The sequence below is a fragment of the Ureibacillus sp. FSL E2-3493 genome (assembly GCF_038077515.1).
Lineage (GTDB): Bacteria > Bacillota > Bacilli > Bacillales_A > Planococcaceae > Ureibacillus > Ureibacillus halotolerans.
In genome coordinates, this window is record NZ_JBBOPK010000001.1 from 3,382,250 (window position 1) to 3,394,975 (window position 12,726).

A 12,726-nucleotide genomic window follows, 5' to 3' on the forward strand; every position below is an offset into this window, starting at 1 on the left:
CAATTTCATCTAACTATTTTTCGCTAATGCCCTTTTATAAAAAATTAAGCTGGATAACATAAGAACAGCCATAACAAAATAAATTTCGCCAGGGAAGTGAATGAGAAGCCATCCGCCAAAGACAGGACCAATAAAGCCACCAATATTTTTTAATTGAGAAGCCCCTAAATAAGTCGCTTTTTGAGTGTCTGGTGCGATTTCTTCGATCATGGCGTTCATCATTGGAAAGGCAAAAATCTCCCCAATCGTAAAAATGACCATAGCGCCAATGAAAAATGGCCAATTGGTAGCCATATTAAACAAAATTAGACCTAATGCGAAAAAACACGTACCAATGACTAAACTTTTCAACATTGAAATTTTCTCACTATAAATGCTAATTGGTAACTGTAACAATAAAACAATAGAAGCATTTGTAACAAGTAGAATTGAGAATAATTGAACACCATCTTCGACAGACAAATTCACTAATTGAGGCAAAGTGGAATCATATTGGGACCAGCCAAGATTAATTAACGTTCCTCCTGCTATTAATAGAAGCAGCTTTGTATCAGCTCCTACCACTTTGAACATTTGGAATAGATTTTGCCGTTCTGTAGCCATCTGTTGACGCATCTTAAAATGATTTAAAAGAATAACAAGAACACATCCATATAGGGCATACATAATACCCGTAATGATAAAGGGCATAGCTGGACTTGATAAGCTTGAAATCCAAACGCCTAATAGGGGACCTATGACCCCTGCAACGTTAATAGCTGTATACCGGACCGAAAATAACCTTCTCCGCTTTTCTTTCTCCGTAAAATCAATCATTAAAGCCTGGGTGGATGGTTCGAAAAAGGAACGACATAGACCATTTAGCGCACTAAGTACTATAAACAAAGGAACACTATGGAATAATGCAAAACCAAAAAACACAGCACTCCATACAAAAATGGTTAATAAAATAATTACTTTCCTTCCGACCTTATCAGTAAGATATCCACCAAATATCCCTCCAAAGGTCGCAAATAATTGGGCCACGCCGAGGGTCACCCCAATATCTACTGGCGATGCATTTAATTCACGGTGTAAATACAAAGCCAAAAAGGGTAGTGTCATGAAACTCGCTATTCGAGTAAAAACCGTTCCAAAAAGAATACTCCATACTAATGGATGAAAATAACTTAGCTTTTTCAAAATACCACCCCGAAACGTCCATTCCATGCAAAAACAAAGATCGATTGCTCAATGGACTTTGTAATCAAATCACTTAAAGATTCTTCTGAAAAAAGGTTACGCTAATGGGAGGTATCTAATATCCATTCATACAGAAGATCAGGTAAACCTTCTTCATTTTCATGTCCTCTACCAATAATCTGAAACCCATGTTTTTCATAAAAGGCTTGTGCCTGCTTATTCACTTCAAATGTGTATAAAGTTAACTTGCCAGAAGATTGTTCTTTCGCTCGAGCTAGTAAAGCAGTACCAATCCCTATACCTTGATAATCTAAATGAATATAAAGCTGGCTAATTTCATGATCATTGTAGGCAATCATTCCTACAACATGATGATCAATTAGGGCAAGTTCAATTGTGTACTCTTTAGGCAATAAATAATTTAGGAAATAGACATGATCCTCAAAACTATGTCCTTCCTTTTGTCCGATGGCATTCTCTTTACTTTCTCTCCACATTTCCACCGTCTGCGTATCATAAGTACTACTATAAGGGATGATGGTAATTTTCGGCTTTCCCATTTGTTCACTCCTATTCTTAAAAGTCATTACTTAAATTGTTATCCGGATAAAACTTCACCTTATATTTTTCAATTATTCTACTAAACTGGGATGCAAGTATTTGTTGAAATAACATCCCAAAAACAACTGGCATCATTACTTTCGCAGGAAAGTATGTACTTGCAATGACGACACCTACAGCAATATTGCGCATTCCTCCTGTAAAAACAACGGCTGAAATGACTTCAGGATCTTTAAAGAGATAATGACCTAACCATAGACACATCACATAGCCTGACATGGCAAGCAGTAAAACAACAACGATAATTCCAAAAATCTCCCACGTAATATTTTTCAAAAAAGGAGCAATAGCACTACTATTAATCATGACAATGAAAAAGAGGCTAAGCTTTTGAAAAGGAGCGAGGGTTTTTCCTACGGTATTGTCAATTTTCCCTTTTGTCCATTCATTTAGTAAAACAGCTATAATCGATGGAATCACAATCATCCACAATAGATCTAGCATAATAGACATCGTATCAATTTCAATGTTTTGACCGACTACAAAATGTACTAATAACGGTATAACGATAGGCGAAAGAATCGTATCTATTAAAATAATCGATAAGCAGAGGGCTAGATGACCTCTACATATACTTACCCATATAAAACTTGTAATTCCAGTTGGAACTGCAACAGATAATACAAATCCAATTGTTAAATAATGATCATTAAAAATAAACGTTGCTACAAAATACGCCCATATTGGCATAAGAATATGTAAAAAGGCGATTGTAATTAAAATGACCTTCGGATATTTTGCAAAGCTACGTAACCCTTCAAAATTCATACTTAAACTGCCGGCAAATGTCATAAAGGCAAATAACCATGGCACTAAAAATAATAAATGCCCACCTACATCCTCAAGTAAAACACCGATTACTAAACTAAGTGGTGTTAAGATCGGCATTAATTTTTGGAGGTGTTTATTGATAGTTGCTAACATTGAATATAAGCCTTCTTCCTCTTAAAATCTTATACTTACCATTGTCACTCCTCTCCCTAATAAAGGGGACTATTTTTTGAAGAAGACGAGCCACTTTATATCTTAATTAATATTTTCCCCTCATACTGACGACCTTCCATGAAGAGATGGGCCTCTTGCGCCCTTTCTAATGGAAAAATTTTTGCAATTGGTAGTTCAATTTCTCCCTTTCCAAATAGGTCGATTACTTTTTCCGCTACAGGTTTTAAACGCTTTGGGTCATATTGTCTTGTTGTGCCTAAACTAAATCCTTTCACATTCCGGCAACTCCTATGCACATCACTCGTTTGAAAAATACCAGCCTTGCCGCTACTATTTCCAAATTGAACAAGGGTGCCATATAAAGCTAAACACTCCATGCTTTTTGTTGTTACTTCCCCTGCCATTGAGTCGAATATTATATTTGCCCCCTGTTGATTTGTTAAAGATAAAACTTCATCGGTAAATGTTTCGTATGTACAAACTATGTCCGCACCTAAATTTATACAATAATCTTTTTTTCTAATATCCCCTACTGTAGCGATAATTTTTGAGACTCGTGCTAATTTGGCAAGTTGAATTAACATCGAGCCAACTCCCCCTGCCCCGCTATGGATAACAATTGTATCGGTTGCCTTCACCTGACCGATTTCATGTAATAATATATAAGATAATATCGAAACGGTTGGCATAGCTGCTGCCTGTTCAAAGGAAAGGCTGTCTGGAATTTTATAAACAAGTTCCTCATTGGCTATAACATATTCCGCATAAGTCCCTGACTTTGGAAAGGCGATGACCCGATCTCCTTTAGAAAAGGAGGCATCTCCAGCCACTTCTTCAATCACTCCAGCACAATCGAGTCCTAACATCATCGGAAACTTCCCTTTTCCCTTATTCCCTACACGTTTTTTTATATCTGCATAATTGACACTCGTATACGCAATTTTTATTAGCACTTCCCCTTTTTACAATAAATACTTACGATTTCCCCCATTACAATTACCACAATTATACATTAAGTAAAAAGTAAAAACAGCTTGCATTTTCCATGCAAGCTGTCTAGTAAACCCTTATCTATAAGAACCCTTTCTGATTCTTCGAGTCATTATTTAACTTACTTTCTATCACCAAAATTGAAAGTATCATCTGTAATTGGGGCTACTTTCGCTTTCGCATAAGTTGAACCCTTTTGCGAGAAGAAGTCATATGTTGACCCTTCATTACGAATACCGTTCATAACGATAGGATTCACTTCTTCTTCCGGGAACATTGGATCAAAACCAACGTTCATAAGCGCTTTGTTGGCGTTATATCGAACATATGACTTAACTTCAGGCGATAATCCCGTTTCTGCATATACATCATCTGTATAAGCCATTTCATTATGATATAAATCTAGCAGTAACTCATATCCCCAAACCTTTAATTCATCCTGTTTTTCAGCAGAAAATTGTTTAAATAAATTTTGGGCGAAGAAGCCAACTGCAACCCCATGGATTGATTCGTCACGTAAAATTAAAGATATTACTTCTGCCGAGTTGCGTAGAATCCCTTGTCCACCTAGATATAACGGATAGAAAAATCCAGAGTAAAATAGGAAAGATTCAAGCATAACGGAAGAGAACATCGCTTTCCATAAAGATTCGGAGTTACCCTCTTCTATGCTATTATAAATGTCGCTAATTTTACTTGCTTTATATTGAAGATATTCATTCTTTTTTACCCACTCAAATAACTCATCAATTTCTGAATTCGTACAAAGGGTTGTGAAAATATAAGAGTAGGATTTAGCATGAATCGCTTCAAAGGCACCAAACACAGTAAATACCGCTTTTTCTTGTAAATCCGTTGCATAAGTGGCGATTTGATTCATCCCAATATTCGTTTGCACCGTATCCAGTAGCGTAAGCCCTGCAAATACCTTCTTATACGTTTCTTGATGCTCGAAACTTTGCCATTGTTTGATATCTTTACTCACAGCTATTTCTTCTGGAAACCAAATTTGCTTCCATTGCTGATCCCAAAAAATTTGTGCTAATTCACTCGTCGGTTTATTCCAATTGACTGCCTCATAAACTAAATTTGACATGCGACACACTCCTCTAATGTTTGTAGGCGTTGACGGACATAGTAAACCGATTTAATTCCGCGCGACCATGCGTAAATATAAATTTTCGCTAGTTGCTCCGTTGTCCAAGCATCTGTTACATAAAGAGTCATAGAAATCCCTTGATCGACATGTTTTTGGGCAGCTGCATATAAATCGATTAAATCATAGGCATTCACATCATATGCTTCCACGTAAAGGTGAGCATTATCATTGTTTAAATGGGGCATCGGGTAAATAGTACGACTGTCAGCGTAATCCCGAACCTCCACTCTTTCAGTACAAGGTGCAATAGATGCTGTGCAGCTCCGAATATAAGAGATGCTTCCTGTTGGTGCGATAGCTAATCGATAGGAATGGAACAAGCCGTGTTCCATCACTTCTTCTTTTAGTTTTTGCCACATTTGTTTTGTAATAATAGGCACTTTACCAAGGGCATTTAATACTACCGGAGAAAGTTCTTTTTCTTCCTTCTCCACATATTGTTTAAAGTAAGCACCTGATGCATATTCACTCTCTTCAAATCGATGGAACGTTTCTCCACGTTCTTTTGCAATTTCCATAGATGTTTTTAAAGAATAGTAATTCATTGCTTCCATAAAACAATCGATAAAGTCAACCGAATCCTTTGAACCATAAAGAATTCCTTGAGTCACTAAATGGCCGTGTAAATTCATTGCTCCAAGCCCTACAGAATGCATAATTTTGTTCGCTTTTGCGATAGACGGCACATTTTGAATATATGTCATCTGTGACACATTCGTAAGTAAACGCATTGCTGTATCAACTAATTGTCCAAAATCATCCGTCTTACTTGCTGCATGGATATCGATGGATCCTAAATTACAGGAAACATCTAAGCCGTATTCATTCGGCTCTCCTTGGTCTGTAATGACGCTTGTCTCTTGTACTTGAAGTATTTCCGTACAAAGATTAGACATTTTAACTCGTCCAATATTTTTCAATGGATGAACATCATTTACATTGTCATCAAAAATTTCAAAAGGATAACCCGATTCAAATTGGGCTTTTTTCACTTCTGTATAAAGTCTACGGGCATTCAATCGTTTAATTTTTCTGATATTTGGGTTATCTAGTAATTCATAATACATTTCGGAGATAGATATTTCCGACATGCGTTTCCCATATTCTTTATAAATATCATATGGGCTAAATAATACTATATCTTTATCCCGTTTCATTAATTCAAAGAAAATGCTTGGAATAATAATACCCGTTGAAAGAGTTGCTAATCGTATTTTATCGTCAGCATTTGGCTTCTTCGATGAAATGAAGTTTTCTATATCACCATGGAAAATATTCAAGTATACAACCCCAGAACCATTGCGTTGTCCGAGTTGATTGGAATAACTAAATGCATTTTCTAACAGCTTGGCCACTGGAATAACGCCACTCGCACGGTTTAATATGCCTTTAATTGGATCACCCAGGGGACGTAAATCCGTTAAGTTAACACCGACGCCTCCACCTAAACGGGATAGCTCTAAACAATACCCAATATTTTCAGCAATACTATTCATCGAGTCATCCATCGATAATTTAAAGCAACTTACTAGTTCCCCACGGGCTCTTTTCCCACTGTTCAATGCTGTTGGAGTAGCAGGTTGGTAAGCTTCCATCATCGCTTCCACCGCTCGTTCAGCAAGGGTTCTATCACCTTGTGCTAAATACAAAGCAATAATCACAATACGATCTTCATATTTTTCTAGAATTTCTTCTCCGTCACGGCTTTTTAATGCATAGCTATCATAAAACTTGCTCGCACTCATAAACGATGGAAAGCGGAAGTTGTAATCGTAAGCCTTTTTATACAATTTTTTAATAAAATCCATATCATACAGCTCGATAAATTCTCTCTCATAGTAACCTTCATCTACTAAGTAACGAATCTTTTCTTCCACGTCGATAAAATAACGTAACCGAACATTTACATACTCTAAAAAGTATCGGCGTGTCGCCTCACGATCCTTTTCTAATTCCAATTGTCCTGTAGAGCTGTAACGATTTAACACATCATTATTTAACTTTAAATATGTCTTCATACAAGTACCCTCGTTTCATAAAACTGTTGAATTGCTTCATAATCTGCTTGGTAACCTCGTAAATCTAATTTACGGACTAAAGGAATTTGATATTTGGCAGCTATTTTGTCCCCGGCACCACCAAAGTTACTTGGTCCAAAATTGCTATTACCACTTACCACTACCCCTTTACAATGGGCTTCATTTTGTTCTAAAAATCGTGATACCTTCATTGGAATATCACCAAAGCCATCTGTATAAGTAACTAATAAATAGGGCTCGTCTATTTGTAAATCCTCTTGAATTTCAATAGACTCTGCTTCTATTTTGGAAACGATATATCTTACGTTTCCTGTGCGACTTGCATATGCAATCATTGATGAACCAACTCGATGTGGGAGATAATTTCATTTACATCCCCAATAAACTTCCCTTCATGTTCTAAAACGGGCACTGTTAAAAAGCCTGCATCTATTAACCGTTGTTTTTCAGTTTCATTATGATCAATATTAATAATTTCTACTTCAAGTCCCGCTTGTTGTATTTCTGTTTTTACCCACATACATTTTGGGCAAATTGTTTTCGTAAATAGTTTCATATAATCCCTCTTTCTTAATCTATTAAATCTATATTTTGTTACTGATTTTAGACAAAGTTTTATATCTTGCCTCAATCAGCTATAACAATATGTAGTTAGAATGTTAAAATAATAAAAGGCTATCTCTTCGAAAAGAAATAGCCTTTATGGAAACGTTCGTAAAAATTGAAAAATGGTAACGTCTCCATTTCTCAATCCCCGAAGAAATGTCATCGCATTTTTATAGGCAGGTCTCCTGGCTTAGCCTCATTCTCCGATTTCCTTCCCATGCATTTGCACAGTGGTATTCAAAATCCTCGTCAGCTTCACAGTTGCGGGGACAGCGTCGGCGTCATGACCGAACTTCCCTTTTAAACTACATATAGTAGTACCTAATAAAAATGAACACAATATATAGTTTTTATCTTCTGGAATTAGTTTAGCATACTCCCCAGGATTATGTAAATGAATAAAATCTGCTTTTCCAATTCGTCACCTTTCAAACCCTCTATTCGCCTTTGTTTTTCATAAAAAAAAATTAAAAAAGATTTGCTGAACGCTCATTCAAATTATGCTATAAAAAAGATATAGGGGTGAGGTTTATGGCGATCACGATTTTAATTACGAGTGACTTACATGGTAGATTGGATCGGTTTGAGCAATTATTTCATCAAATGAAAAGTCTTAAGGCTGACTTAGTCATCGATAATGGTGACTTTTTAGATGGTAGCCCAGCTTCTTTTTATTACAAGCATATAAGTAACAATGAAAATCACCCTATGATTACCCTTGCAAACGAATTGTATGATGTGGCCGTTTACGGTAACCATGAGTTTAACGACCATTTGCCCAATATTAAAAAATTACACTCCCAATTTCGATTTCCTTGGATTAGCTGCAATATTGGAGACTTTTCCAAACCTTATTATACGAAAATCATTCGTGGAAGAAAATTTATTGTCATCGGCGCTACAACTCATTTCACCCCATTATGGGATGAACACGGCTATTTAACCGATCTTTCTTTCCAATCCGCTCTTAAGTCTATTCAACATTGGGTTACTTTTGTAAAGACTTATGAAAAACCCGATTATTTAATCGTCGCCTATCATGGTGGTTTCTCCGAAGACCCTTTAACAGGAGCTATATTTCAAGAACGAATAGGTGAAAACGAGGCAAATGAAATTTTAGAGTTAACGGAAGATATCGACCTCCTTATAACAGGACATCAACATTTATATTTCAATAAGAGAATTCAACAAACATTAACAGTCCAGCCTGCTTCCCACGGAAAAGGCTTTATAGAGATTCAAGTAAATTTTTATGGCGAAACGAAACAAAGTAGTGGTAAATTTCATCCATTAAAAACTGACCATACTTCTTATCCTTCAGAAGTTGAAAGGTGGTTAGATGAGGAAATTACCTATATAGAAAAGGATTATACATACGAAGGGTTATTAAAGGCTAGGTTAACAAGTCACCCTTATATACAGCTTCTTCACGACATGCAGATCAAAGCAACAGGCGCACAAATTTCTGTATGCGACCTCGCTTTCCTTGAAAAGGGAGGATTTAAAGGAAGCATTACGAACCGAGATATCGTATTCAATACGAGGGAACATACCCTAAAAGTCATTTCCTTATTCGGATTTGAAATTAAACAATTAATGGAAAGTAGTGCAGCTGTTTTCGCATTGAATAACGAGGGAAAAATTGACTTTCGTACAAATGTATACCCAAAAACACCCCAACCTTATCAATATGATTTTTGGGGCGGACTCTCTTATACGATTGACATAAGGAATCCCGTTGGAAAACGTGTAAAGAATATTACGTTTAAAGGAGAGCCATTAAAAGACGAGTCAACCTATGAAGTTGTTCTCAACAGTTATCGATTAACTGGCTATGATTTCCCATTATTAAAGAATCGGGAAATTCTTTATGAAACAGCTTATACCGTTTTCTTCCTACTAAAAGGTTATTTAAAAAACTTTATGCCTATTGATGTACCTCATCACGGTTCATTTAAAGTAATTGATTAAATAGGAAAAGCCCTCCAATATTTGGAGGGCCTGGATGATTACTGGTTAATTAGTAGCCACCGTAGCCACCGTTCCAGAAGTAAGCACCAACAATAATTAAAAGGATGAATAAAACGACTAGTAATGCAAAGCCTGAGCCATTACCATAGTCGTTACCGCCATAACCGTATTCACCACCAACGTTTTTACCCAAATCGAACACCTCCTCAAATTCATTTCAATACATCATATGTAATGCTTTTAGTTGGAACTAGACGGATGTATTGGTCCGAATCTTTTTTTAATTTTCTCACTACAAACATCCAGTAAATGGTAATATTGTAGAAATACTTGTTTCTATAGGGGGCGCAAATGCTAAAAAGAAAATACGGAAATCGTTTAGATTGGAAACGTGTAGTAAAAAAAGAATGTGCACAGGCTTTTGTCGACTCAAAAAAATTTAAAGGACACATCACTTTAATACATATTTTGGAAGTAACTGAACCATTAACAGTAAGCTTAAATGGAGAAAATGTCTGTATCGCAGATAGAGGCTACATGTGGTTACAGCAATTTCCTTTAGAAAGAAATTATATCGTGACAACGATGTTCAACCCTAAAGGCGAAATTATAGTAAAAAGGAACCCCTACTTAGTAACGGCTATTTTTATTTGGCCCACCTTTTGGACAAAAAACAAGAGCCTACTGAAAAGGATCATCTTATGAATTGGATTGATATCGATAAAGTGGGAACACTTCTTTTTCATGAACATCATATTTGGGCAGTCAATGCAGGGTTAAAGGTTCATTTAACTTAAATATTATTTTCTTAGTCTCTATTGTATTAATCTACTTTCTGTTCCCCAAAGTGTACTATCACCAATTGCAATGCCCAATTCAGCTGTATTTCCTTTCATACATGCTAAATCTACATATCCGATAAACGTATTTTGAAACTCGATACCCTTACGAATAAAATTTTTTGGCGGATTATTTACACATTGAACCCATCATGAATAGAGCTGTTCTGCAATTCGATTGTTCTCCCAACCATTTGCTAAACAAAAGTAAATATCTTTACTCCAACTTAAAATAAATTGATAATCCTCTATTTTAATAGGTCGAATTATTATTAAAGATGTTAGGATATTTTCGTTTTTCAAAACAACTCTACTCCTTTCAGCCAAATTCTTCATAGATTTATATTAAAATCGACATATAATACTCATCCACATATTCATCATCTATCAATAAGGAATGCTTCTTTACCCCTTCCACTTCAAATCCCATTTTCTTATATAAGTTGATTGCCACGTCATTTGTTGATATGACCGTTAATTCTAATCGATGAAGCTTCACTTCCTTTGCCCATTCTAATACGTGATGAAAAAGGGCTGTTCCAACCCCTTTACCCCGACTTTCACTATGTACACCAATAACTAAATATGCTCTATGGGCGACGCGTGATGGCTTATCATTTTGAACAATGATGTAACCTAAAATTCGATTGTTATCTACTGCTACAAACAAACTTGATTTGAGACTATTATTTAGGGAGTCCATCAGTTTTGCTAAACCATCAATAGTTATTTTTCTTTCTCCCGGAGAAAATAACATAAATCCCGAATCCTCTGCATTTTTCATGACTGTAATGACCTGTTCTGCGTCACTACCCATCCCTTTCCTTACTTTAACCATAGTTATCGGCTCCTTCTTATTTACGTCGGAAGTAATTTTATCCATGATGGAATGATGCAACCCTTTAATTCGTTAAAAAAGAGGATAGCAATACTGCCACCCTCTTCATAGAACCATTTTTTAGTTTCTTGATGTTGGATCACTAATTGAATTTGAAGCCTCTGGAATATCATCATAAACTTGCGTATCAACTTCATAAATAGATCCATCAGCAAGTCCTTGGAAAACTGCAAAGAGTGGTTGAGTAACCGTTTCTTTCAGCATACCGGCCTGCTTTTGTCCTAATGTTTGGCTTTGACCTTTAATTTCAATTAACATAATTGAAGTATCATTTAATGCAAATGCTCCTAGAGCTGTACCTGGTAAGTTTACATCAGGATATTTCTGAACAGCACCGAAATGGGATTGCCCTTTTTGCAATGTTAATGCAGATAGTGCATTAACCTGTTTAGCTAGCGTCAGAACATCTTCATCTACTTCATATTGTTCACCAGTGAATGGATCTTTATATGGATCAGCAACAACTGCAGCGAATTGGACAGGTACTGAACGATTATCCTCATCAGATACTGTATTGAAACCACGGTGATGTACATCTACATACACATCCGGTTGGAACTCTTTAAACACACTTGTAACAGTACGTGCCTCTGCTGTAACATAGAAACCACCGTATTTGCTGTTATTTGTAGATTGGGAGTTTAAGAACGAAGCAACCTCGCTAAGGTCTTGGTTCTCTACTCTAAAATCTAAATTTGGATTGTAGTCCCGGTTTTGGTCATATCCAGGAATACCATAAACGACACGTCCTTCATTATTTTGAGCTCTTTCGCTACCATCGCTATTATAGTACCACGGAGCAACCGTATCTGCTGGAAGACCGATATTTTCAGGCAACCATGTTTGATGGGTATAACGAGTTGGATACCACTTACCTTCATATTGATTATCCGCTCCTTCTGGGTTAATACGAGGCATAATCCAGATGGACACGTTTTCTAAAATTTCTTCAACTTCCTTCCCGTTGGAAGAAAGCTTTTGAATAATATCAATAGCCGCTTCAGCTCCAATTTGCTCATTCCCATGAATCTGAGCGGTAATTAATATACGTTTTTTATTTGGATCATTATCCCCAAATTTTGCTACATAAATTGGTTCCCCTTTGTCCGCTTCGGTTTGATAACCATCGGGAGCAAGGTTGGAATAGCCAGCAACTTCCAGCTTCATCTTCCCATTGGAAGAAGCTTCGAGCTTTTGTAATTTAGTTGCTAATTCTGCATTTGACATATAACTTGATAGAGAAATATTCTGGTTGTCTTCAATGTAAGGTCCGTTCGGTGTTGATTGCGGATTTGCGTAGGCAGCAGATGATACACTTACAGTTAGTGCCAACGCTGTTGGTAAAATTACTTTTGAAAACTTCTTTTTCATAAAATCCCTCCTAAGTATACTTGTCCCAATCTACAATTTATTTTGGGGCTCGAAATAGATTGTACATGATTGGAAAAGAAAACAAAACAGAATATTTTATCTTTT

14 protein-coding genes and 1 riboswitch are annotated in these 12,726 nt (G+C 36.3%); of the genes, 2 read left to right on the forward strand and 12 right to left on the reverse strand.

The features are described from left to right. Window positions 1-9: 9 nt before the first annotated feature. The 8 genes from MHH69_RS17380 to MHH69_RS17415 all read right to left on the reverse strand — a co-directional run bounded on the left by MHH69_RS17380 (window position 10) and on the right by MHH69_RS17415 (window position 7,492). Complete coding sequence (locus MHH69_RS17380; protein WP_241559371.1) at window positions 10-1,182, reverse strand: MDR family MFS transporter; 1,173 nt, start codon at window positions 1,180-1,182, stop codon at window positions 10-12. A gap of 101 nt (window positions 1,183-1,283) precedes the next feature. After that, entirely contained in the window at window positions 1,284-1,742 is a 459-nt protein-coding gene (locus MHH69_RS17385) for a GNAT family N-acetyltransferase (RefSeq protein ID WP_122973245.1), read from the reverse strand. A gap of 16 nt (window positions 1,743-1,758) precedes the next feature. Continuing rightward, window positions 1,759-2,727, reverse strand: a complete 969-nt coding sequence (locus MHH69_RS17390; protein WP_341362850.1) for a bile acid:sodium symporter family protein — start codon at window positions 2,725-2,727, stop codon at window positions 1,759-1,761. Window positions 2,728-2,822: 95 nt separating this feature from the next. Beyond that, window positions 2,823-3,701, reverse strand: a complete 879-nt coding sequence (locus MHH69_RS17395) for a quinone oxidoreductase family protein (RefSeq protein ID WP_341362851.1) — start codon at window positions 3,699-3,701, stop codon at window positions 2,823-2,825. 158 nt (window positions 3,702-3,859) lie between these two features. Further along, entirely contained in the window at window positions 3,860-4,834 is a 975-nt protein-coding gene (gene nrdF / locus MHH69_RS17400; RefSeq protein ID WP_122973248.1) for a class 1b ribonucleoside-diphosphate reductase subunit beta, read from the reverse strand. Then, on the reverse strand, window positions 4,822-6,915 hold the full coding sequence (gene nrdE / locus MHH69_RS17405) for a class 1b ribonucleoside-diphosphate reductase subunit alpha (RefSeq protein ID WP_122973249.1): 2,094 nt from the start codon (window positions 6,913-6,915) through the stop codon (window positions 4,822-4,824). Before nrdE ends, nrdF begins: the two co-directional genes overlap by 13 nt. Further along, the gene (gene nrdI / locus MHH69_RS17410) at window positions 6,912-7,271 is read right to left on the reverse strand and encodes a class Ib ribonucleoside-diphosphate reductase assembly flavoprotein NrdI (RefSeq protein WP_122973250.1); all 360 of its coding nucleotides are present in this window, start codon (window positions 7,269-7,271) and stop codon (window positions 6,912-6,914) included. The genes nrdE and nrdI overlap by 4 nt, the downstream gene beginning before the upstream one ends. Continuing rightward, entirely contained in the window at window positions 7,268-7,492 is a 225-nt protein-coding gene (locus MHH69_RS17415) for a glutaredoxin family protein (protein WP_122973251.1), read from the reverse strand. Before MHH69_RS17415 ends, nrdI begins: the two co-directional genes overlap by 4 nt. Window positions 7,493-7,700: 208 nt before the next feature. After that, window positions 7,701-7,883, reverse strand: a riboswitch (cobalamin riboswitch). 190 nt (window positions 7,884-8,073) lie between these two features. Here MHH69_RS17415 and MHH69_RS17420 point away from each other — a divergent pair. Next, on the forward strand, window positions 8,074-9,513 hold the full coding sequence (locus tag MHH69_RS17420) for a bifunctional metallophosphatase/5'-nucleotidase (protein ID WP_341362852.1): 1,440 nt from the start codon (window positions 8,074-8,076) through the stop codon (window positions 9,511-9,513). Between the two features lie 49 nt (window positions 9,514-9,562). Here MHH69_RS17420 and MHH69_RS17425 read toward each other — a convergent pair whose 3' ends face one another. Then, a complete protein-coding gene (locus MHH69_RS17425; protein ID WP_122973253.1) occupies window positions 9,563-9,706 on the reverse strand; it encodes a YjcZ family sporulation protein in 144 nt (47 codons plus the stop codon). Between the two features lie 158 nt (window positions 9,707-9,864). Here MHH69_RS17425 and MHH69_RS17430 point away from each other — a divergent pair, with 158 nt between their 5' ends. Next, entirely contained in the window at window positions 9,865-10,218 is a 354-nt protein-coding gene (locus MHH69_RS17430; RefSeq protein WP_341362853.1) for a hypothetical protein, read from the forward strand. Between the two features lie 284 nt (window positions 10,219-10,502). Here the strand turns inward: MHH69_RS17430 and MHH69_RS17435 are convergent, their stop codons facing one another. The 3 genes from MHH69_RS17435 to MHH69_RS17445 form a co-directional block, all read right to left on the reverse strand. Next, the gene (locus MHH69_RS17435; protein ID WP_341362854.1) at window positions 10,503-10,655 is read right to left on the reverse strand and encodes a hypothetical protein; all 153 of its coding nucleotides are present in this window, start codon (window positions 10,653-10,655) and stop codon (window positions 10,503-10,505) included. Between the two features lie 37 nt (window positions 10,656-10,692). Further along, entirely contained in the window at window positions 10,693-11,190 is a 498-nt protein-coding gene (locus MHH69_RS17440; protein WP_122973255.1) for a GNAT family N-acetyltransferase, read from the reverse strand. 120 nt (window positions 11,191-11,310) lie between these two features. Next, entirely contained in the window at window positions 11,311-12,621 is a 1,311-nt protein-coding gene (locus MHH69_RS17445; protein ID WP_341362855.1) for a M14 family zinc carboxypeptidase, read from the reverse strand. Window positions 12,622-12,726 lie beyond the last annotated feature (105 nt).

Excerpts from the sequence above, each read along its gene's own strand:
- MHH69_RS17385 (WP_122973245.1), bottom strand. The coding sequence starts at position 1,742 with ATGGGAAAGCCGAAAATTACCATCATCCCTTATAGTAGTACTTATGAT.
- MHH69_RS17390 (WP_341362850.1), bottom strand. The coding sequence starts at position 2,727 with ATGTTAGCAACTATCAATAAACACCTCCAAAAATTAATGCCGATCTTA.
- nrdF (WP_122973248.1), bottom strand. The coding sequence starts at position 4,834 with ATGTCAAATTTAGTTTATGAGGCAGTCAATTGGAATAAACCGACGAGT.
- nrdE (WP_122973249.1), bottom strand. The coding sequence starts at position 6,915 with ATGAAGACATATTTAAAGTTAAATAATGATGTGTTAAATCGTTACAGC.
- nrdI (WP_122973250.1), bottom strand. The coding sequence starts at position 7,271 with ATGATTGCATATGCAAGTCGCACAGGAAACGTAAGATATATCGTTTCC.
- MHH69_RS17415 (WP_122973251.1), bottom strand. The coding sequence starts at position 7,492 with ATGAAACTATTTACGAAAACAATTTGCCCAAAATGTATGTGGGTAAAA.
- MHH69_RS17420 (WP_341362852.1), top strand. The coding sequence starts at position 8,074 with ATGGCGATCACGATTTTAATTACGAGTGACTTACATGGTAGATTGGAT.
- MHH69_RS17430 (WP_341362853.1), top strand. The coding sequence starts at position 9,865 with ATGCTAAAAAGAAAATACGGAAATCGTTTAGATTGGAAACGTGTAGTA.
- MHH69_RS17440 (WP_122973255.1), bottom strand. The coding sequence starts at position 11,190 with ATGGTTAAAGTAAGGAAAGGGATGGGTAGTGACGCAGAACAGGTCATT.
- MHH69_RS17445 (WP_341362855.1), bottom strand. The coding sequence starts at position 12,621 with ATGAAAAAGAAGTTTTCAAAAGTAATTTTACCAACAGCGTTGGCACTA.